The following is a 22,364-nucleotide window of genomic DNA, read 5'->3' as shown; positions in this document are numbered from 1 at the left end:
CCCGTCTTGGACCGCACCATCTACACCGAGGATCACCTGCAGTTCGGCTCCGCCGTGCGCGACTTCCTGCAGAAGAACGTGCTGCCGAACGCTGAGCAGTACATCGACGACAAGCTGATCGCGCGCGACGTGTGGCGCGGCCTCGGCGAGCAGGGCGTCCTCGGCTTGGAGATCCCGGAGGCCTACGACGGTGGCGAGGCGGACGACTACCGCTTCAACGCCATTGCGCAGGAGGAACTGGCGGCGGTCTCGATGGCCTTCGCCAGCTCGGTGGGCATCGACTTCGACATCACCACCCCCTACATCGTGCGCCTGGGCACCGACGAGGCGAAGCAGCAGTGGCTGCCCGCCATCGCCGCCGGCGAGGCCGTGGCCGCCATCGGCATGACCGAGCCCTCCGCGGGATCCGATCTGGCGGCGATCAAGTCCACCGCCGTGCGCAGCGGCGACGACTGGATCCTCAACGGCTCCAAGACCTTCATCACCAACGGCTACACGTGCGATGTCGCGGTGATCGCGGCGAAGACCAACCCCGACGCCAAGGCCCGCGGCATCTCGCTGTTCGCCGTGGACTGCTCCCTGCCCGGGTTCGAGCGCGGCCGCAAGCTCGACAAGGTGGGCCAGCCCGAGGCCGATACCGCCGAGCTGTTCTACTCCGACCTGCGCGTGCCCGGCAGTGCGCTCATCGGCGAGGTGGACCGCGGCTTCATGCACATGATGGAGAAGCTGCCGCAGGAACGCGTCGGCTCGGCGGTCGCGAACGTCGCGCACGCCAAGCAGATCCTGGCCGAGACCATCGAATACGCCCGCGAGCGCAAGGCCTTCGGCCAGTCGATCGGCTCGTTCCAGCACAACAAGTTCCTCCTCGCCGATCTGGTGACCAAGATCGAGATGGCTCAGGCCTACGTGGATCAGGCCGTGCTCGCGCACGCCGAGGGCAAGCTGACCGCGGTCGACGCCGCGAAGGTCAAGTACGTCTCCGCCGAGGTCCAGAACTCCGTGCTCGACAGCTGCGTGCAGCTGCACGGCGGGTACGGCTACATGCGCGAATACCGCGCCGCCCGCGCGTGGATGGACGCCCGCGTCACCCGCATCTGGGCCGGTTCTTCCGAGATCATGAAGGAGATCATCGGCCGCGATCTGGCGCTGTAGCCGCGGGATAGGCTCCGGCTCTGATGAGCTGCTGGTAGGGCACCGTCTGGACGCCGGACGGTGCCCTACTGCTCTTTCGCTCCCCCATCCAGCGCCGATGCGCGTGCACCGCGGTTCGTCCCCCACCCCACGATGTTCCTCCCGCGGGGGACGGACGACGATGCAGGGGAATCGGCGAGGCGCGGGGGACGAAATCGGCGGCCCCACTCCCGGCGGGGAGACGGTGTCCCCCTGATGCCGTGGCCTCCCCGCTCCAGCTGCGACGGGGAGGCCGGGCGAACGCGGGGAGGCGACGTCCCGGCAGGGAGCGGGCATTGGGGGTGAGCAGTGTGTGGAACGACGAAGGGCGCCACCGGAGAACCGGTGGCGCCCTTCGTTGATCGAGCTACTTCTGCGAGGCCTTCGTGATCACCGAGATGATCTTCGGACGCAGATCGGACGCGGCGACGATCTCGTCGACCGAACCGACCTCGACGGCGCGGCGGATGCTGTGCACCTGGTCGAACTCCGCGGCCACCTCGCCCAGCTTCTCGGCGCGCACCGAGGCACGCACTTCCTCCAGCTCGGCGGCCAGTGCGGCACGAGCGGTGCCGGAGACACCCGCGATCCGGTCCTCCAGCGCCTTGACCCGCGGGTCGGCTCCGGTGCGGGAGTTGACCTCACCGGAGAAGACCACGGCCGCGGCGGGCGCGCCGCCGAGCACCGAGGCGAACGAGCCCTCGATGGCCAGCACCGTCATGTTCGGGTTGAGCCGCTTGGAGAACACCACGAAGGCGCCGCCGTGGTACCGCGAGATCACGCAGAACACGATGGGGCCCTTGAAGTTGACGATCGCACGACCGATCTCGGCGCCGTACTCCAGCTGGAGCTTGCGCAGCGACTCCGGCGAACCGTCGAAGCCCGACAGGTTGGCCAGCACCACCAGCGGACGGTTACCGCTGGCCGCGTTGATCGCGCGGGCCGCCTTCTTCGACGACTGCGGGAACAGCGTGCCGGCGGTGTAGGTGTCCGGACCGTCGGTGGCCGGGAAGCCCAGCCGCGGAACCGACTTGGACTCGATGCCGAGCAGCGCCACCGGGGTACCACCGATGTGCACGTCCTGCACCACCGCGGTCTCCGCATCGGCCATGCCGGCCCAGCGCTCCAGGATCGGGTGATCCTGGTCCGACAGGGCGCGCATCACGGTGCGGATATCGAAGGGCTTCTTGCGGTCCGGGTTCTTCTCCGAGGAGAAGATATCGCCCACCGTGGTGAAATCGCTGTCGGCGATCCGGTGCGGGAAGGCCGTGATGTCGCGGTCCGACGGATCGTTGGTCTGCGATGCGCGCGGAGCGGCCTCGCCCGGCGCGACGTAGGTGTGCGCGTAGTGCCGCATGAGGATGTCGCGCGCGCCCAGCAGATCCGGCGCCCAGTACTGCGCCTGGCCGTTCGGACCCATGATCCGGTCGTAGCCGCCGATGCCGAAGTTGTCCTCGGCGGAGACGCCGCCGGAGAAGTCCAGCGACTGCTTGCCGGTGAGCACCATGGCCGACTCCGGGGTCATCACCAGCACACCCTTGGTGTGCATGAGCATGGTGGCCTCGGCGTTCCAGTACGGCTGCGCGCCCACGTTGATGCCGGCGGAGACGATGTTGATCTCGCCGCCCTCCTGCGTGAACTCGACGATCTTCTTGAGCGCCTCGGCCACCCAGTCCATGTTCTCGGTACCCGAGTCCATGGAGATGCGGGCACCGGCGGACAGGGCGTACCACTCGACCGGTACCTGCATGCGGTCGGCGAGGTCGATCGCGGCGATGATCCGGCGACACTCCCCCTCGGCGAGCGCACCGAGCGACTTGGTCGGATCGCCCAGCAGCAGCACGCGGGTGATGCCCTCGGGGTACTCGGGAGTGGCGGTCTTGATGACGCCCGCCACGATGCCCGCGGTGTTGCGGCCCTTCGGCCGGTTCACCGGGACCAGGACGTCGGCGATATCGCCGTCGGCCAGGTCGTACTCGGTGAAATCGCCCAGCAGGCCCGTCAACTCGTACGGGTAGGCGGTGTTGCGGCTCGCGGCGCGCAGCACCTTCTGGCGGTAACCGTCGATCGGCTCCACCGGCTCGTCGCTCGGGCCGCCCTCGAAGAACACCGCGTTCCCGGTGGGGCTCAGCGCGATCCGCACCTCGGTCTTGGAAAGCACGCCCGCATCGTCGCTGCGGCGGCCGATGAACAGGACCTCCTCGAGGCCCGCGCCGGCGGCGATCGACTCCACGTGCCGCACCACCTCCGCGATATCGGCCTCGCTGAGGTCGATCGGCGGCCAGATGTACATCACGATCCGGTTGGTGGGCAGGCGCTTCGCCGAGGGCTGCGCCGCCTGGGCCCGGCGGATCGAGTCCACGCAGGTGGCCAGCACGATCTCGGCCGCCGGCAGCGCCAGCAGGTTCCCCTTGCCGTCGCGGACCGCCGTGAGGTCGCGGACTTGGGCGAAGGCCACCAGGCGATCGTCCGCCGGGTTCTCCTTGGCGACGGCGCGGTACAGGTACACCTCCTCGTCGTCCGAGGACGGCAGCCGCGTGAGATCGAAGCGGCGCAGCCGCTCCAGCTGCATGCGCTGGGCGATGTACGGGTGTAGGCCGCGGATCAGGCGGTCCTCGGCGACGCCGTTGGCCGCCGACCGGAAGGTGAAGTGGTGGTGCATCACCGAGCCGTCGGTGCCCGCCACGGTGACCGTGACGCGCCGGACCTGCGGCGGCAGCGGGTGGGCGCTGAGCGCGTTGTCGAGCACCACCGCCATCTCGTCGAAGTCCTCGGGCTGCTGCTCCCAGCTCAGGTAGATGTCGGCGTCGACCGACGCCGCGCCATCGGCGACCTTCGCCAGACCGGTGATCGCACCGGGCAGGCCCCGGTAGTCCACCGCGGTGGAGGCCAGCAGCGCACCGTCCTTCTCCGCGACCACGAAGACCGTGCCGTCCACGTCCTGCGTGCGGACGTCGCCGAGGCCCTTGTTGCCGTAGTACCGGCGCGTGAGCACCTCGAGCATCACGGTGTTATCGGACTGCGCGCCCGAGACCAGGCGCTCGCCCAGCAGCGCCACCAGCGGCTCGGTGCTGCGCACCATCTCGCCGATGCGATCGGCGCGGTCGGCGGCGTCGGGCTTGCCGTCGAGGTAGGTCAGGTTCTCGCGGACCTGCGAGTACACCGACTGCCGGTTGCCGTGCAGCAGCGGCTGACCGAACCACGCGAAGACCACACCGCGGGCGAGATCGGCGATCGCCGGGTACCGCGACTGGGTGGCACCGATCAGGCGCTCCAGCGTGGGCCGCGCCTCCGCCGATGCGGCCGGGGCCGGCTCGCGCAGCCACTTGCGCAGCAGCGTGGTGATCGCGCCGACGGTGTCCTTCGGGCGCTGCAGCGCGAGGAAGATGCGGAAGACCGCGCCCTCCAGATCGGAGGTGCGCTCCAGCTCGGTGATGCCGTAGTGCGACAGTGCCGCCGTCAGCTTCGCCTGGAAGATCTCGGGGATACCGGCCCGCTCGACGTCGAGGCTGCGCAGGTAGGTGTGGAAGTGCTCGCGCGGGCTGTGCACCTGATCGTCGCTGACCGCGCTCCGCAGGCTCAGCTCGGCGAGGTCGGCGAAGACGCCGGCCAGGGCCAGCTCGTCGGCGACCGGGCCCGCGCCGACCTCGGTGCGAGCGGCCAGGTAGTCGTCGAGCACGCGCCGGTCGTCGGCGGGATCGCGATCGAAGCCGAGCAGCAGGCTGCGCAGATCATCGCGGCCGCGCGCGGCGCGGGCCTCGGCATCGGCGGCGTCGGGCTCGGTGACCAGGTCGAGCGGTGCCGCCTCGCCCACACCGGCGGCCTCGGCCTCGTCGCTCAGGGGCTCCAGGCGCAGCATCGCCGCACCGGCCTCCACCTGGCTGCCGACGGTGACCGTGATCTCCTTGAGCTTGGCCGAGAACGGCGCGCGCAGCACCGTCTCCATCTTCATCGATTCGAGCACCAGGATCGGGGCACCCGCCTCGACCTCATCGCCCACCGACAGCGGCACGGCCACCACGAGAGCCGGTGCGGGAGAACGGACAACGCCGCCCTCATCGCGGCTCACGCGGTGCGTGACACCGTCCACATCGACCACGTGCACGGGGCCGTGGGTGCCGGTGGTGAGCCGGTACCGGACGCCGTTGACCACGGCCTGCCCGGTGTGATTGTCGAACCGCTCCAGATCGACGTCCGCGGTGCGGACCTCGGGGCCGTTCTCGATCACCAGGCGGAAGCGGTGCGCGCCCGTGCGGGCGACCCGCACGCGGTAGCTCGCGCCGCGCAGCTTGAAGTCGAGCGGCTGACCGCTCTCGTGCTGCACCTGGGGACGGCCGCCGGAGGCGGTGGCGAACAGACGCTGCAGCTCGGCCCGCTCCTCATCCTCGTAGGCGTCGATCGCGGCCGAGGCGAGAGCGACGGCGGTGTGCCGGTCGGCCACCAGGCGGCCCTCGCCGCGCACGCGGTCGATCCAGCCGGTATCGGCGCTGCCGTCGATGACCTCGGGCTGGTTCAGCAGATCGAGCACGAAGCTCTTGTTGGTGGCGCCGCCCTCGATGATCACGCGGGTCTCGGTCATGGCGCGGCGCAGTCGGCCCAGGGCCTCGTCGCGGTCGCTGCCGTACGCGATCACCTTGGCGATCATCGAATCGAAATCGGCGGGGATGGTGTCGCCCTGCGAGACGCCGGTATCGATCCGGATGCCCGGGCCCGCAGGCAGGTCCAGCAGCGCGATCCGGCCGGGGGCCGGTGCGAAGTCGCGGTCGGGATCCTCGGCGTTGAGGCGGGCCTCGATGGCGTGCCCGCGCTCGGTGGGGCGCTCACCGTCGAGCTTGCCGCCGGAGGCCACGTGCAGCTGCGCGCGCACCAGGTCGAAGCTGTTGGTGACCTCGGTGATCGGGTGCTCCACCTGCAGGCGGGTGTTCACCTCGAGGAAGGCGAGCAGATCGTCGCCCGGGTGGTAGAGGAACTCGACGGTGGCGGCACCGCGGTAGCCGACCTTGATGGCGAGGCGCTCCGCGGACTCCTTGAGCCGCTGCACCTGCTCCGGTCCGAGCACCGGCGAGGCCGACTCCTCGATCACCTTCTGGTTGCGACGCTGCACCGAACAGTCGCGCACGCCGAGCGCCCACGCCGTCTCACCGTCGGAGATCACCTGGACCTCCACGTGGCGGGCACCCGTGACCAGGCGCTCGAGGAAGACGACGCCGCTGCCGAAGGCGCGCTCGGCCTCCTCGCGGGTACGCAGGTAGGCCTCTTCGAGATCGGCGTCCGAGGCGACCATGCGGATACCGCGACCGCCACCGCCCGCGGTGGCCTTGAGCATCAGCGGGTAGCCGATGTCCTTCGCCTTGTCCTTGGCCTCCTCCAGCGTCTCCACCGGGCCGCGGCTCCACGGTGCGACCGGGACGCCCACCTCCTCGGCGATCAGCTTGGCGCCGATCTTGTCGCCCAGCTGACGCATCGCGTCGGCGCTGGGGCCGACGAAGGTGACGCCCACCTCCTCGCACTTCTCGGCGAAGGCGGGATCCTCGGCGACGAAGCCCCAGCCCACCCACGCCGCGTCGGCGCCGGTGTCCTTGAGGGCCTGGCCGAGCAGCTCCAGGTTCAGGTACGGGCGGGCAGATGCGGGCCCGAGGTCGTAGGCGATGTCCGCCTCACGCACGAAGGTCGCGTTCCGATCCACGTCGGTGTAGAGGGCGACGGTCTCGATCTGCTGACCGGTTTCGGCGGCCAGGTCGCGCACGGCATGGATGAGGCGCATCGCGGCCTCGCCGCGGTTCACGATGGCGATTCGGCTGAACACTCGCTGTTTCCCTTTCGGATATGTCAGGTACGGGGCTGGCCCGCGCTCAAGTCTTCTCGATCACCGCGACCGCAGCCGCGGTATCACCGTCGTGGGTGAGTGAAACATGGATCGTCGCGTCCGGCCCGAGGTCGTCCGCGATCCGTCCGTGGACGCGCACCGCGGGGCGGCCCCAGGCGTCCGAGACCACCTCCACCTCACGCGCTCCGATCTCCTTCTCGGCGGGCCGCTGAGCGTAGTAACCCGACGAGAACGCTTTGAAGACCGCCTCCTTGGCCGCCCACCGGGCTGCCAGCGACCGGACGTCGCCGGCGGCGTCGCGCCGCTCGGCCGGGCTGAACGACGAGAGCATCGTCGTGCCCGGCCGGGCGAGCTGCTCGGCGAAGTCGGGAACGTTCACCAGATCGATCCCGACACCCACCACAGCCATGGCGGGCAGCCTATCGGCTACTGGCATCCACCGGCGCACGACGTCCCGTCGTACGTGCCGTCGCGTCCCAGGCGCAGGTCGTCGTCCAGCAGCAGCGCGGCCTCGCGGCTGTCCGTGGTCTCCGACGAGGAGTCGGCGCCGAAGCGGCGACCCGCCGGGGGCTTGCGGTACAGACCCGACCGGCCGCACATGGCCGACAGCACCGCGCGCCGTCCGGCGACCTCCCGCTCCCGGGCGGCCGCGATGTAGGCGGCCCGCTCCTGCGGCGCCAGCGAAGCCAGGAAGGCGTCGCGGTGCACCACCGCGATCAGGCCCGAGACGTGACCGAAGCCCAGCGAGGTGAGCAGGCCCGCCTTGGGACGGAAGCCCTCCCCGAAACGTGCCGTCTCACGCAGCCACACCAGGTGCGGGTACTTGCGCATCTCGTCGTCCACGCAGTCCAGGCTGCGGTTCGGGGGAACCACGCCCTCGTTGAGCATCTGGCACATGCCGATCAGCTGGAAGGCCGCCGCGCCGCCCTTGGCGTGACCGGTGAGCGACTTCTGCGAGACCACGAACATCGGGGCGCCCTCGCTCCGGCCGATCGAGGCGGCGATCCGCTCGTGCAGGTTCGCCTCGTTCGGATCGTTCGCGTTGGTCGAGGTGTCGTGCTTGCTGATGATCGACACGTCGTCCGCGGCCACGCCCAGACGCTGCAGGCTGCGCGCCATCGGCGACTGCGCGCCGCCCGCCGCCACCGACAGCGCACCCATACCGGGCGCCGGGATGGAGGTGTGCACACCGTCGCCGAAGCTCTGCGCCCACGCCACCACGCCGAGGACCGGCAGGCCCATCTGCGCGGCGATGTCGCCGCGGGCCAGCAGGATGGTGCCGCCGCCCTGCGACTCGACGAAGCCCGACCGGCGGCGGTCGTTGGCGCGCGAGAAGCGGCGCGGGTCGATGCCCTTGGCGAGCATCTTCTCGCTGTCGGCGGTGGCCTGCATCATCCCGAAGCCGGTGATTCCCTCGATCGACAGGTCGTCGAAGCCGCCGGTCACGGCGAACAGGGCCTTGCCGACCTTGATCTTGTCGACGCCCTCCTCGACCGAGACGGCCGCGGTGGCGCACGCGGCGACCGGATGGATCATCGCGCCGTAGCTGCCCACGTAGCTCTGCACCACGTGCGCCGCGACGACGTTCGGCAGGGCCTCCTGCAGGATGTCGTTCTGGTTCGGCTCGCCCAGCAGGGTGTTGATGAACAGGTCGCGCATCGAACTCATACCGCCCATGCCCGTGCCCTGCGTGTTGGCGACGTGCGCCGGGTGCACGTACTGCATCAGCTCGGCCGGCTCGAAGCCCGCGGAGATGAAGGCGTCGACGGTGGCCACCAGGTTCCAGATGGCCAGCCGGTCGACCGACTCCAGCATCTCCGGGGAGATGCCCCAGTGGCTGGGATCGAAGCCGTCGGGCACCTGACCGCCCACGCTGCGCAGCAGCTTGGTGCGGCGCGGCACGCGGATCTCGGTGCCCGCCTTGCGGGTCACCTGCCACTCGCCGGTCTCCATCGGCACGGCGACGGTGTTCTCCGGGTCGGCGTCGACGAAGGCCCGGGCCTCCGCCTCGTTGGCGACCACGAAGGTCATGTCCTCCGGGAGGAAGACGGAGACCAGCAGCGGCGCCGTCTTGTCCTCGATGTCACCGTCGTCGCTGAACTCGCGGATGCCGCACCGCTCGACCACGGCGTCGTGGTACTTGTCGGCGAGCTCCGCCTCGGGCACCAGCTCGCCGGATTCGGCGTCGTACCAGCCGGGCTCGGGATCGTTCTCCCACGTGACCATGCCGGTCACCCAGGCCAGCTCGGCGACGCCTGCCGCGGAGAGCCGCTCGTCGACCTCCATCTCGAAGCGGGTGCGGGCGGAGCCGTACGGGCCCACCTCGCCGGCGCCCACGATGACGACCATGTCCTCGGGGCGGGCGTCGATGCCGTCCCACACGGGCTCGGTGATGGTGGCGACCGGGGCGCCCGGGAGCGCGGCGATGGTGCCCTCGTCCTCGGCCTCGGCGGCCTCGGCGAGGCGCGCCTCCATGGCCTGATCGGCGAGCGCCTTCATGTCCAGGCTCACGCCGCCCAGCCCACCGGTGAGGTCGGCGTACAGCGGCGCCTGCGCGGCGCGCTCACGCGCCTCCGGGGTGGCGTTGGCGAGCAGCTGATCGGCCATCTCGAAGGTCGACCAGGTGCGCACACCGGCCGCCTCGACGGCCTCGACCAGCGGGTCGTTACCGCCCATGAGGCCGGTGCCCCGGACCCAGCCGATGATGGCGTGCGCCAGGGTCACTCGCTCCGACCAGGACTTCTCCGCGTTCCATCGGGTGACCAGGGCGTCGAGCGAGGCCTTCGATTCGCCGTACGCGCCGTCGCCGCCGAACATGCCGCGGTTCGGCGAGCCGGGCAGCACCACGTGCAGCTGCGAGGCCAGATCGGTGTCCTTACCGATGGCGGACAGTCCGGCGATGAGCCGCTCCACCGACCACAGCAGGATCTTCATCTCGAGCTCGGCGCGCGGTCCGGCGTCGGCCATATCGCCCGAGACGCGCGGTGCGGCGAACGGGAACAGCAGCGTGGGGACCAGGGCCTCCTTGTGGACCATCGTGTACGGGCCCACGGTCTCGGCCTGACGCTCGCCGATCCACTCGACCAGCGCATCCACATCCGCGTAGCTGGACATGTTGGCCGGGACCACCCACAGCGCCGCATCGGTGCGGGCACTGTTGCGGTACAGCTCCTTGAAGAAGTTCAGGCGCTTCTCGTCGAGACGGCTGGTGGTGGCGATGACGGTGGCACCGCCGGCCAGCAGCCGGCCCGCCACCGCGGCCGCGATGGAACCGGCCGATGCGCCGGTGACCACGGCCACCTCGTCGGCGTACTCGCCGGGCTCGGGGTTGGCCTCGGCGAGACCCGCCAGGTAGGCGTATGCCTGCGCGTGCTCGGGACGGCCCGCCTCGATGGCCTTCTTCTCCCACCAGCGGGCCTGGTTCACCAGGACCGGTCCGGCGCCCTCGGCCGCAGCCAGCAGGTGCTTGCTGTAGGTCGGGAAGGTCGCCGGATCCATGCTCCACACGCGGAGCAGGTCCTCGCGGGCGCTGGCCCAGCGATCGTCGAGCAGCACGGCCTTGTTGCTGTCGAAGGCCGGCGCCACAGCGGTGGCCCAGTCGTCGCCCAGCTCGGTGGCGATGAGCGCGGCCAGCTTCTCCGACTCGTCATCCAGCTCGGGCAGTGCGCCCTCGACCGTCTCCAGGCCCAGCTTGCGCAGCAGGGTGCGGGCCGAGGCGGCGAGCGCACCGTCGGGACCGGTGATGGTGGAGGTGAACTCGGCGAGCGCCGCGGCGTCGACGGTCGCACCGCCGCCACCGCCGCCCGCGGAGGGCTTGCCCACGGCGACGCCCTGGGCGGCACCCACCTCCATGACGGCGCGGTCGATCAGCGCGTCCAGGGCCGCGGCGTTGGAGACGGGACCGTCGAGCAGGGTGGCGAGATCGCCGCCGCGCACCGACGCGCCCTCGCGGGTGCCGGTGGCCAGCGCGAGCACGGTGTGCTGCGCCCAGCCGGCGCCGAGTTCCCAGGTGCCCGTGACGTACTCGGTGATGTAGTTCGGGCGCTTGCCGGTGGAGCCGAGCAGCTTGCGCAGCTGGTTGCCGACGGTCTCCGACAGCACCGGACCCAGCGGCTTGTAGGTGCGCGCCAGCTTGGTGACCGTGGTGGCCAGCGTGGGCAGATCGGCCTCCGCGGCACCGTCGATGGCGCCGAGGTTGAGCTCCGAACCCAGGTCGAGCAGGAGCTGGTTACGGCGCGAACTCACACCGTCGCACAGGGTCTCGATGGTGTCGGTCTTCTCCAGCTGATCCGGGCGCATCTTGGTCCAGATCGCGATCATCGCGCGGGTGGCGTCGGCGGCGTCGAAGGACAGATCGTCCGGGCGCGGTCCGCCCGCCGGTGCCGCGGGGGCGGCCGACGGTGCCGGGGCGGCCGCCGCGACGGGAGCCGGTGCGGCCGTGGCCTCGTCGACTCCGGCCTCCGCCTCGTCCTCCGGGGCGTCCTCATCGGTCGCGAAGACCTTGGCGGCATCGCGCTCGGCGTTGAGCACGGTGGCCGCGGCCCGCTGGTACGAGGCCAGCGCCAGGGTGCGGCTGGCCAGGTTCGCGAGCGTCGGGGCGGACGCGAGGCCCACCTCGATGAACCGCTCCACGCCGAGGCCACCGTGATCGGTGTCGATGAGCAGCTGATCCTGCGTCTCGATCCACCGGACGGGGCTGGCGAACTGCCAGGCGAGCAGCTCGATGAGCAGGGTGCGGGCGGTGGCCATCGGGTTCGCCGCGGCGGCATCCCAATCGGCGACCAGCTCGCGCACCGGCTCGCTGGGCACCACGTCGAGGATGGAGACCGCGAAGTCGGCGGTCAGCTCGAACGGGCGCGCCACCAGGTTCGGCAGGTACTTGCCCACCAGCTTGGTGTAGTCGAATTCGGCGGGCACCAGCTCGTCCAGGCGCGCGGCGAACTCGGGGACGCCGGCGCGCAGCACCGACGAGTGGAAGGGGATGTCGATGCCCGGCACCACCTGGAAGGCCTTGGGGCTGCCGGTACGCTCGGCGATCGCCGACTCCAGCGCATCGAGGCCCGCCTTGTTGCCCACCACCACGTACTGCGCGCCGCGCAGGTTGAGGTTGACGATCTCGGCGTACTCGTCGGCGCCCTCGAGGCTGCCCTCGACCCAGTTGGCGAGATCGGCGTCGTCGACCTCGAACAGCTCGGGCCGGATGGCCGCCATGGCGTACGGGCTGCGGCCGTCCTCGTCGCGCGGGACCAGCTGCTGCATGATGCGCCCGCGGTGGAAGACGGTCTCCAGGATGGTGCCCAGCGGCAGCACACCGGCCGAGGCGAGCGCGTTGTACTCGCCCACCGAGTGGCCGGCGATGATCGGCTCGTCGACGCGGGCGCCGGCCTCCTTCAGCTCGGCCAGCTGCGCGCAGGCCACGGTGGCCATCGCGACCTGAGTGAACTCGGTCAGGTACAGCACACCGTCGGGGTGGCTGTAGGTGGTGCCGTTGGCGCGGATGGACAGCGGGTTGTCGCGGACCACGGCGAGAATGGAGAAGCCGAGGTTCTCGCGGGTGTGCTCGTCGGCGGCGTCCCAGACCTCGCGGGCGGCCTTGCTGCGCGAGCGCTGGGCCAGGCCCATGCCCTTGCCCTGGATGCCCTGGCCCGGGAAGACGTAAGCGGTCACGGCCGGGAAGGCCACGGCCGACGCCGCCATCACCAGGTTCTCGCCGACGCGGGCGGTGATCTCGAGCAGCTCGCCGCCGCGGTCGATGCCCACGCGCTCGACGGTGAACTGCACCTCGTCGCCCGGCAGGACCATGCCGAGGAAGCGGGTGGTCCAGCCGCGGATCTTGCGGTGCATGACATCGCCGTTGGACGCCGAGGTGACCTGCTGTGCGGCGGCGGAGAGCCACATGCCGTGCACGATCGGGCCGGGCAGGCCGGCGAGCGACGCCGCCACCTGGCTGGTGTGGATCGGGTTGTGATCGCCGGAGACGGCGGCGAAGCCGCTCATGTCCTGCGGCGCCTGCACCGTGACCTGCCGGACCCGCTTGCGCGGGGTCTCGGTCGCGGTCTCGCCGCGGGCGTCGCCGGCGGGCTGCGGGTCGGCCAGCTCGGCCTCGCCGGTGCGGCCGCGGATGGCGAACCGCTCGGTCATGGTGACGGCGGGCTCGCTCGCACCCGGGGTGCGCACGTCGATGCCGACGGTGACCACGGTGCCGATATCGGTGGCGGTGACGTCCTGCAGGCGCGCGGTGGCGCGGTAGGAGCCCGGCGCCGGGTTCGCGGCCAGCTCGATGGCGTGGTCCAGGTGGACCAGGTCGAGCATGCCCTCGACCACGGGGCGACCCTCGGCGTTCTTGGCATCGCCGACCACCGCGAAGGACGCGGGCCAGCACAGGCCGACGAAGGCGTCCGGCACGGCGAGCTGCTCGTCGCCGTACAGCGCCGAGAGCCCCACCGGGAGGCTGTCCGCGGTGATCGCGGCGTGATCGGCGGCGTCCTCGGCGCGGAAGTCGAAGTCGATCGTGGCGGCACCGTCGCGCACGGCGGGCAGTTCACCCGCGGCGGCCAGGGCGACCAGTGTGGACATGGCCTTGCTGGCCTCGCCGAGCTCGATCACCGGCACGCCGCCGTCGGCGCAGCTGTCGGGGACCTCAATGGGGATCACCAGCTCGGTACCGGACACCGGGATCTCCAGGCGCACGGAGTTCGGTCCGGTCACGCGGACGCGCGCACCCGTGTCGGGCTGCAGTGCAACGGATTCCGCACCCTCGCCGTGGATGGCCCAGGTGCTGCCGGCGCCGAGGCGCGCGATCGGGCTGTGCACGAGGCGTCCGGCCCACAGCACGTTGGTGGCGGCCAGGGCCCGGGCCAGCGGCACGGACTCGACGCCGGGCACCACGCGGCGACCGGCGACGGCCTCCGGGGTGTCGCCCGCGCTGGTGCGGCGACGCACGAGCTCGGCCTCGAACCGGTTCAGCAGCTCACCGACGGGCTCGTCGACGCGAGTGATGCCGGCCACGGCCTCCGGGCCGGGGATGATGCACACCTCGTCGGCGCCGTAGCGCGGGGAATGCGCCTGCCACAGCGAGTCCGAGCGCCACCAGCGGCGCACGTCCTTGTCGATGACGGGCACGAAGTTGACCGGCTTGCCGGGCGTGCGGCACAGCGAGACGAAGAAGGGCACATCGGCCGGGTGCAGCCGGGTGGAGGCGGCCTCCGGGTAGTGCTGCAGCAGCGTGTCGAGCGCGGCGTAGGCGTCGTCGGTGGCGGCGACGTCCGCGAAGGCGGTCTCGATCGGGCCGCGATCCTCGGCGGCGAGGCGGGCCTCGGCGCGGTGCAGCATCGACAGGAAACGGTCCTGGTGCGTGACGTCGAGCCAGCCGTAGTCGCCGAAGCGCTCCGGATCGGCCGCGGCGACCTGCGCACGGGTGCCCACCGACAGCTCCAGGTAGCGCTCGAGCCACTGGCCGTAGGTCATGGCGTCGGCATCGCCGAAGTAGGGCTTGGCGGTGCCGGCCATGGCGGCGACGATCTCGTCGCGGCGCTCGGCCACGGCGTCGCCGTCACCCGCGACCTCGTCGAGCAGGCGGCCGCACGCGGAGGCGGCGTTGTCGATCTCGTGGATGTCGGCGCCGAGCTGGCTACGGCCCGAGGCCATTCCGCCGCCGGCGTGGCCGGCGCCGATCCAGTCCGGGGTGCCGGGGATCTCGGCCAGCATGCGCTTGACGTCGTCGGAAGTGGTGGCCTCCAGGGTCGCCATCGCGGCGGTGCCCACGAGGATGCCGTCGACGGGCATCGCGGGGGCGCCGTACTTGCGCGACCACTCGCCGGACAGGTACTCGGCGGCCAGCTCGGGCGTGCCGATACCGCCGCCCACGGCGAGCACCACGTTGCCGCGGTCACGCAGTTCGGAGTAGGTCGACAGCAGCAGCTCGTCGAGGTCCTCCCACGAGTGGTGGCCACCGGCCTTGCCGCCCTCGACGTGCACGATCACCGGGTAGCGGGGCACCTCGGCGGCGATCCGCGCCACCTGCCGGATCTGCTCGACGGTGCCGGGCTTGAAGGCCACGTAGCGCATACCGGCGTCGGTGAGCTCCTCGACGAGGGCCGTGGCCTCCTCCAGCTCGGGGATGCCGGCGGTGATGATCACGCCGTCGAGCGGGGCGCCCGCGGCGCGGGCCTTCTGGACGATGCGCTTGCCACCGAGCTGCAGCTTCCACAGGTACGGGTCGAGGAACAGCGAGTTGAACTGCGCCGCGCGACCCGGTTCGAGCAGCGCGGTCAGCTTGGTGATGTTCTCGGCGAAGATCGGCTCGGTGACCTGTCCGCCGCCGGCCAGTTCGGCCCAGTGTCCGGCGTTGGCGGCCGCGGCCACGATGCCGGGGTCGACGGTGGTGGGGGTCATGCCCGCGAGCAGGATCGGGCTGCGCCCGGTGAGCTCGGTGAACCGGGTGGAGAGCACGGTGCGGCCGTCGGGCAGCGAGACCAGGCGCGGCGCGAACTCCGACCAGGCCAGCGGGAGTTCGGGAATGCCACCGGGCGAGAACAGGTTCCGCGCTCCGCGCAGGGTGGTGGCGGGCACCAGGCCCACGCCGCGACCGCGGGCCGGGGCGGCGGCCAGGCGCGTGGCCAGATCGTCGGGGCCGAGGTCGATCAGCCAGCGCGCGCCCTTGGCGATCGCGGCGTCGACGTCGGCGACCCAGTCGACCTGCTCGACGAGCACGGCGGCGGCGAGGCGGCCGGCGCGCTCGGCGTCGAGGCCGCAGCGCTCGGCCCACTCGGTCACCAGGGTCACGCCGTCGGCGAGCGCCGGGTGATGAAAGCCGATGTCGACGGGCACGTCCTCGAACTTCGGCGCGAACGGCGCACCGCCGGTGAGCTTGTCCTTGCGCTCGGCCTCCTCGGTCTCCGCGACGGACTCGCAGAACTCCCGGAAGCCGGCGAGCAGCTTGGGCGTGCCGGTGAGCACGAAGGCGGTGCGGCTGTTGCGCACGGCGAGGACGGGGCCGCAGGCGTCGAAGGCGACGGTGGCGGTGAAGTCGGCGAGGAGCTGCTCCAGCTTGTCCTGGCGGACGCCGGAGACGGACATCATCGGGGTGGCACCACCGAGAGCGACGAGGCCCTTGCGGCGGGCGACCACCCGGCCGGCGGCGCCGATCAGGCGCGCGATGGCGAGGAGGTCGCCCTCGCCCCCGCGGGAGGCGAAGGCGGCGACGGCGAGCTGTCCCTGCGAGTGGCCGATGGCGGCGACCGGCGGCACGTCCCACGGATCGAGCCCCTGGGCCTCCAGGCCGTACAGGGCCACGAGCTGACTGAACAGGACGCCGGGCACGGAGAAGACGGCACCGTCGACCTGGGGGGCGAGCGGGCGGCGGGACTGTCCGGCCTGCGGTGCGGCCGCCGCATCGTCGGCCTCCTCGTCGGTGGTCTCGGCCTCGGAGGCGGCGATCGAGGCGTCGCGCCAGCGCATCGGGTCGAAGGTGAGGGCCTGCGCACGGAGCAGTTCGGCGCGCACCGGTTCGAGCACGCTGTCGGCGCGGGAGACGAAGCCGTCGAAGAGCTCGCGGTACTCGGGATCGTCGGCGAGGCCGGTCTGCTCGAGCAGGGAGACGAGGCCGGGCAGCCACGGGCCGCCCTGGCCGCCGAAGATCAGCGCGTACTGCTCGCCGGACGACAGCCTGTCCACGAGTGCTTCGTTCGACCGAGGGTTCTTCGCGGTGCGTGCTTGTGCGGTGACGAAGTCGTCGACAGTCATGAATCTCCTCGTGAAGAGCTCGTTGCGCACCGAATCACGGCGGCACGTCCGCGACCGGCTCGCGGAAACCCGTTATCCATGAGACCACAGGATTGCGACACCTCTGACGTGCGCGAATGTAACTCCCGGGTATACCCGCCAGTAAGTTATGAAAACCGATTCACGGGTGTATTCGGAAGCCAATACACCCATGAATCAGCGCAGGTGAATACCCGCGTGATGCCGATCACCGATGTTTCCCGCCAGTAGCAGTTGTTATCGAATCGTTACCTTCTTCACGGGGGCCCGGCGGCGTCCGCCGGGTCGGTAGGCTGGACCGATGCAGCCCGGAATGCCCCCTTCCGACCGACCTGCGCCAATTCCCGTTCCGCCGGCGGTGGCAGAGCTCGTCACGACGGCCGACACCGTCGCGGTCCTCACGGGCGCGGGTATGAGCGCCGAATCGGGTATCTCCACATTCCGGGAGGCGCAGACGGGACTGTGGGAGAAGTACGACCCCGAGGAGATCGCCTCGGTGGACGCGTGGTCGCGCGATGCCCCGCTGGTCTGGGGCTGGTACCAGTGGCGCGCGTACGTGGCCCGGCAGGCGGAGCCCAACGACGGACACATCGCGCTCGCCGAACTGGGCGAGCACCGCACCGTCTCGATCGTCACGCAGAACATCGACGACCTGCACGAACGCGCAGGGTCCGAGGTCACCGCGCACCTGCACGGCAGCATGTTCGCACCGCGGTGCGAGTACTGCGGCACGCCCTACCTCGGGTCGGACGCCGAGCTGAAGGCCACACACGGCGAGCCCAGCCCGGAAATGCGGGTCACCCCGCCGACCTGCATGCAGTGCCTCTCGCAGGTCCGTCCCGGCATCGTCTGGTTCGGCGAACCGCTGCCGATGGACGCCTGGGGGCGCGCGGAGGCCGCGGTGCTGGCGGCCGATGTGGTGCTCGTCGTCGGCACCTCGGGGCTGGTCTATCCCGCCGCGAGGCTGCCCGAGATGGCGCTCGAGGCGGGCATCCCCGTGGTCGAGATCAACCCGGAGCCCACGCCGCTCAGCCGGCAGGCCACCGAGGTCTGGCGCACGACCGCCGCCACGGGGCTTCCGGCCCTGGTCGCGGCGCTCAATTCCGGCGCGGCTCACCCCTGACGGGCGGCCGCGGCGCCTCCGGGGCCTTGTCGGCCCGCCACTCGCCGATCACGCCCGGACCCACGAGCGGGAGTCCGCCCACCAGTTCCTCGCCGTTCGCCCGGTCGATGAGGTAGCCGGGCGTGCGATGCCGGCCGTCCCCCTGGCCCCGCTGCCCACCGGCCGCACCCGCGGGCACCCCGCCGAGCGGCATCGACGACCGCGCACCCGTGGTGGCGGACGCACCCGCCACTGCCGCGGGCGCCGTCCCCCGCAGCGAGGCCCCGTCCGGACGCAGTCCCAACGGGGAGGCGGTGGTGCCGCCGCCGCCGCGCAGCCCGGAGGTGCCGAGCCCACCGCGCCCCGCGGTACTCCCCGACGGTGTGACGCCGGCGGGCGAGAGCAGCGGCGACACCTGACCGCTCGTGTCGTAGGGCTCGGTATCGGTGAGGGCGCCGTCGGTGCCGTCCGGCAGGCCCGTGCCGCCCGCGGTGCGGTCGGCTCCGGTCCCGGTGCCCGACGGTGCGCCGGCGCCGCTCTGCTGTCCCGAACCTGGTCCCCCACCGGCGGCATCGGTCGACGAGCCGAGACCGTTCTCGTCCGCGGCGCCCGCACCCAGCCCGTCGTCGTCACCGTCTGTGGTCCCCGGCGTCGTTCCCGCGCCCGTCGACGAGGTTCCGCCGCCCGAGGACGAGCCGCCAGGCCCCGCTGTTGTGCCCGAACCACCCGGTCCCGGTGCACGCCCGGGCCCGGTCCCGCCCCCGTCGCCGCCCCCGAACGAGATGGCGACCTCGGGCGGGCACGACGGCATATCGGTGGCGTCGCTCTGGATCGGTCGGGAGTACCGGCGCTGCAGTTCCTCGGCGACCTTGCGCGTGTGGGACTCGTCCTCGCCCCGCCCCACCTGCAGTCGCCCACCGTCGAAGCTCACGGACACGAGTTCCTTGATCACTCTGCGGGTACTGAAGTCCCGGTTGATGGTCGAGGCCGTCTCGGAGAGTCCGTCGATCCGTGAGACGAGGTTGGCCACCGTCGCGCCGGTGGTGTAGGAGCCCTCCGTGTAGTGCCGCACCTTCTCGAAGGACTCGTCCGCGGCCTCACCCCGCCATCGGGATCGGAGCGCCGCCGCGTCCCGTTCCAGCTCGGCGACGCTGTCGGCCTGCTTCGCGGAGGCCGCGGCCAGCGCTCGAGCGTCGGCGGCGACACCGGGCCCGTACAGGCCTGCGGCCATGTCGTACATCATCCGCTGCGACCACCCCTGCTGGAACTGGGTCAGCCCGATCGGTCCACCTGCCATACCCATTGGACGCGCCAGCGCCGCAATCGGTTCCCCGACGTGCGAGGCGAACCGGTGACCGGCACAGCCCGATTCAGGCCGCTCAGGTCCTCCGCGGCCCGCCGCCCGCTGGCGGCTCGGGCCGGCGCACCGGGTCCTTCGCGCCGTCGGCGCGCCACTCGCCGATCACGCCCGGGCCCACGAGCGGGAGACCGCCCACCAGTTCCTCGCCGTTCGCCCGGTCGATGAGGTAGCCAGGGGTTCTGTGCCGCCCGTCGCCCTGACCGCGCTGACCGCCTGCCGCACCGGGGCCCATACCGCCCATCGGCATCGACGACGATCGAGCGCCGGCGGTGGACGCGGACGCCGCGGCGGCGGGCGCGACGCCACCACGGAGTGCGGCGCCGTCCGGACGCAGCCCGAGTGGCGACGCAGAAGTTCCCAGACCGGCGGTGCGAACCGCCCCGGCACCGCCGCCCGACGTCCGCCCCGACAGGCCGCCCGCGGGCGTCAGCAACGGGGTCGCCGCCGCGCCGTCGGTCTCGTAGGAAGACGGGGTGGTGCTCGACGGGTCGGTGAGGCCCGTTCCGGTGTCGCCGGGTAGTCCCGATCCCGGTTCGGTCGCCGCACCCGCGCTCGTCGGGGAGGAACCGGTGCCCGCGCTCGGTGTGCCGAACGACGTCCCTTGCGGGGTGCCGGTCCCTTCCGGGCCGCCGGCGGCGAGCTGATCACCGTCCGGATCGTCGCCGGGGCCGGTTCCGGTCGGAGTGTCCGACGGTCCGCCGCCCGGTCCGGCACCGCTCGAACCACCCGATCCGCCGAGACCGCCGCTCGTATCCGGTAGTCCCCCGCCCGCCGAACGCGGCGACAAGCCCTCCGGCCCGCCACCGTTGAAGGACACGGGGACCGTCTTCGCCGGCAACGGCAGCTCCGACGCCGCCCCCTGCACGGGAAGCGTGTACGTCGCGCGCAGTTCGCGCGCCCGGGTCTCACCGATGCTCTCGTTGGTGCGGTCCGTGGAGTCGCAGCTCTCCCCCTGGTCCAATCCCCCATCGGCGATGTTGCTGAACCTCTGGTTCGTCTTCGTCGCGGCATCCGAGAGGTCCTCCAGCTGGCGAACCGTCCTGGTTACTTCCGGACCGACCTGGTACGAGACGGCGGTGAACCGCCGGATCACGTTGTAGCTCTCGGTCGCGTCCTCACCCGACCACCGCGGGGTCAGCACGGCGACATCGCGCTCCAGTTCCGCCACGCTCTGCGCCTGGGAATCGCCACCCTGCTTCACCGCCCGGGCATCCGTTGCCAGCCCGCCCCCGGACACCGCGCGAGCGAATTCCCGGACCATCCGCCCCGAATATGCCCCGAAGTTCGTATCTCCGACTTCCCGAAACCCCTCCATGCCCGTTAGACGCACCAGCCCACGTATCGGTTCCGATCACCGAGTTCGGGAACGGCGTCGGATCCGTGGGAACCGTCCGGTGAGCCCGTGCGTCCAATTCAAGAGACCCGTACGAGCGATGCGGGCAAGACGAGGAGGACCGATGGCCGACGGTGAGCTCGCCGAAATCATCGACGCCGCCCGGGACGCAGTGAAGGGCCGCGAGATCATGGTGTCCGACGGGAACGTCCAGGAAGAGCTCGCCCGCGCCTTCGAACGCCACGCACTACGACTGGAAAGCGCATCGAAAGACCTCCAAAAGGTCGGCGCGCAGAACTACCTCGGTCCCACCGTCGAGGGCGAGGCGGCCACCTACAACATCCAGGTCGGGGTGGTTACCCACGAACGCTCGCTGTTCAACACGTTCAACGCGCAAGCGGCCGAGGCCCGCGGGATCGCCCGCGCCTTGCGCGAGAACGGGCGCCGGATCCTGCGCGCGGAGGGTGCCAACGAAGCGGAGATCAACGCCGTGATCGGCGGCAACTGAATGCGTATGGCACCTGCGATGGTTGCCGCCGCACTACTGGTCAGCGGTTGCACCACAACACTCTCTGGTGAACCTGTCTCCGGCGTACCTTCGTCCGTCACAACCAACGGCACAGCGGCGCCCACAAGCACGTCACGCCCCCCGGCGAAACCTCTCCCGTTCACGCCCACTATCAAGAACCGCACCAACGACCGCACCGATGGCACCACCTTCGAACCCTGCAGCGCCTACACCGACGCCGAACTCCTCGCGCTCGACATCAACCCCACCACCATCACCGACGCCGCCAAGATCGACTATCCCAACTTCCGCGGCTGTGACTGGCTCGGCACCGACTACACCGCGAAACGCGGCGGCTCGCAGTACTCCCAAATCGTCGGCCGGGAACTGACCTTGGACGAATACAAGCGAACGATGAAACGACTCCCTTGGCAGGCCGATCGCACCGCCAACGGCCGCACCATCGCCCTTGCACCGGAGAACAACTACTGCATCGCCGCCTTCGCCTCCGAGAAATCCATCGTCACCACAAGCGTCATCGTCACCAACCCGTCACCGGGACGCACCGTCGAATGCGACCGAGCCTTCGCATTCGCGTCTCTCGCCGTATCCAAGGCCCCCTGACAGTGGTCGTCGCTGAGTACGCGACACGCGTCCTACCAGGTCTACTCGCGGTCGGACTTGTCCTCAGCGGGTGCACCACAACGGTAACGGGCGACCCGGCACCCGACGCCGCAGCGATGAGTGTCACAAGGACAACCAACGCGGCATCCACCACGAAGTCACACGCCCCCGCGAAGCCACTGCCCTTCACGCCCACCATCAAGAATCGCACCAACGACCGTACCGACGGCACTAGCTTCGAACCTTGCACGGCCTACACCGATGCCGAACTCATCGCAATCGACATCAATCCCTCTTCGATACGCGACGCAGCGCAAGTCGACGCCGCCAACTACCGAGGCTGCCGATGGAACGCCAACGACTACACCGACTCCCGCGGCGGCGGCCAATACTCACAGATCGTCGGCAGAGAAATGGGCCTCGACGAGTACAAGCGCTACATGAATACCCTGCAATGGCAACCCGACCGACAGGCCCACGGCCGCACGATCGCCTACGCCCCGGAGAAAAACTACTGCATCTCGGCCTTCGCATCCGAGCAGTCCATCGTCACGACAATCGCCGGGTCGACCAACCCCTCTCCCGGCAACAAGGCCGAATGCGATCGCGCGATCGCCTTCGCATCACTTGCTGTCTCCAAGGCCCCATAACTGTGGAGGCGCTCAAGTGAACACCGCC

At 70.9% G+C, this 22,364-nt stretch carries 10 protein-coding genes; 5 read left to right on the top strand and 5 right to left on the bottom strand.

The genetic code is table 11. The annotated features are described in order from the left end of the window. Positions 1-6 precede the first annotated feature (6 nt). Positions 7-1,152: an acyl-CoA dehydrogenase family protein gene (locus ABD108_RS11675; RefSeq protein ID WP_220659523.1), complete on the top strand. Its 1,146-nt coding sequence runs from the start codon at positions 7-9 to the stop codon at positions 1,150-1,152. 385 nt (positions 1,153-1,537) lie between these two features. Here ABD108_RS11675 and ABD108_RS11670 read toward each other — a convergent pair whose 3' ends face one another. From ABD108_RS11670 to ABD108_RS11660, 3 genes are read right to left on the bottom strand one after another with little or no spacing between them, the layout of a single operon-like run. Next, positions 1,538-6,976, bottom strand: a complete 5,439-nt coding sequence (locus ABD108_RS11670) for an ATP-binding protein (protein ID WP_305111448.1) — start codon at positions 6,974-6,976, stop codon at positions 1,538-1,540. 46 nt (positions 6,977-7,022) lie between these two features. Continuing rightward, entirely contained in the window at positions 7,023-7,406 is a 384-nt protein-coding gene (gene acpS, locus ABD108_RS11665) for a holo-ACP synthase AcpS (protein WP_220659525.1), read from the bottom strand. A gap of 17 nt (positions 7,407-7,423) precedes the next feature. Then, the gene (locus ABD108_RS11660; protein WP_343930370.1) at positions 7,424-16,741 is read right to left on the bottom strand and encodes a fatty acid synthase subunit beta domain-containing protein; all 9,318 of its coding nucleotides are present in this window, start codon (positions 16,739-16,741) and stop codon (positions 7,424-7,426) included. 319 nt (positions 16,742-17,060) lie between these two features. Between ABD108_RS11660 and ABD108_RS11655 the strand changes: the two genes are divergently transcribed. Then, entirely contained in the window at positions 17,061-17,882 is an 822-nt protein-coding gene (locus tag ABD108_RS11655) for an SIR2 family NAD-dependent protein deacylase (RefSeq protein ID WP_343930369.1), read from the top strand. Here the strand turns inward: ABD108_RS11655 and ABD108_RS11650 are convergent. Then, positions 17,857-19,158: a hypothetical protein gene (locus tag ABD108_RS11650; protein WP_343930368.1), complete on the bottom strand. Its 1,302-nt coding sequence runs from the start codon at positions 19,156-19,158 to the stop codon at positions 17,857-17,859. The genes ABD108_RS11655 and ABD108_RS11650 overlap by 26 nt on opposite strands. 82 nt (positions 19,159-19,240) lie before the next feature. Further along, a complete protein-coding gene (locus tag ABD108_RS11645) occupies positions 19,241-20,482 on the bottom strand; it encodes a hypothetical protein (protein ID WP_343930367.1) in 1,242 nt (413 codons plus the stop codon). Positions 20,483-20,678: 196 nt separating this feature from the next. On the opposite strand from ABD108_RS11645, the gene ABD108_RS11640 reads away from it, so the two are divergent. Genes ABD108_RS11640 through ABD108_RS11630 form a run of 3 tightly spaced genes read left to right on the top strand, consistent with a single transcriptional unit; the run spans position 20,679 to position 22,336 of the window. Continuing rightward, complete coding sequence (locus tag ABD108_RS11640; protein WP_343930366.1) at positions 20,679-21,062, top strand: hypothetical protein; 384 nt, start codon at positions 20,679-20,681, stop codon at positions 21,060-21,062. A gap of 18 nt (positions 21,063-21,080) precedes the next feature. After that, positions 21,081-21,686 (top strand): DUF3558 domain-containing protein, encoded by a 606-nt coding sequence (locus ABD108_RS11635; RefSeq protein ID WP_343930365.1) that lies wholly within the window; start codon positions 21,081-21,083, stop codon positions 21,684-21,686. Positions 21,687-21,688: 2 nt separating this feature from the next. Continuing rightward, positions 21,689-22,336 carry a DUF3558 domain-containing protein gene (locus tag ABD108_RS11630; protein WP_343930364.1) on the top strand — a complete coding sequence of 216 codons (648 nt, stop codon included), beginning with the start codon at positions 21,689-21,691 and terminating at the stop codon, positions 22,334-22,336. Positions 22,337-22,364: the final 28 nt, after the last annotated feature.

The sequence above is a fragment of the Tsukamurella strandjordii genome, from assembly GCF_039525985.1.
GTDB lineage: Bacteria > Actinomycetota > Actinomycetes > Mycobacteriales > Mycobacteriaceae > Tsukamurella > Tsukamurella strandjordii.
The sequence above is the reverse complement of the archived record's forward strand: the minus strand, read 5'-3'. Positions and strand labels throughout refer to the sequence as shown.

What these genes read in the sequence shown, in the direction of transcription:
- ABD108_RS11660 (WP_343930370.1), bottom strand. Translation starts at nt 16,741, where the DNA reads ATGACTGTCGACGACTTCGTCACCGCACAAGCACGCACCGCGAAGAAC.
- ABD108_RS11640 (WP_343930366.1), top strand. Translation starts at nt 20,679, where the DNA reads ATGGCCGACGGTGAGCTCGCCGAAATCATCGACGCCGCCCGGGACGCA.
- ABD108_RS11650 (WP_343930368.1), bottom strand. Translation starts at nt 19,158, where the DNA reads ATGGCAGGTGGACCGATCGGGCTGACCCAGTTCCAGCAGGGGTGGTCG.
- ABD108_RS11645 (WP_343930367.1), bottom strand. Translation starts at nt 20,482, where the DNA reads ATGGTCCGGGAATTCGCTCGCGCGGTGTCCGGGGGCGGGCTGGCAACG.
- ABD108_RS11655 (WP_343930369.1), top strand. Translation starts at nt 17,061, where the DNA reads ATGCAGCCCGGAATGCCCCCTTCCGACCGACCTGCGCCAATTCCCGTT.
- ABD108_RS11635 (WP_343930365.1), top strand. Translation starts at nt 21,081, where the DNA reads ATGGTTGCCGCCGCACTACTGGTCAGCGGTTGCACCACAACACTCTCT.
- acpS (WP_220659525.1), bottom strand. Translation starts at nt 7,406, where the DNA reads ATGGCTGTGGTGGGTGTCGGGATCGATCTGGTGAACGTTCCCGACTTC.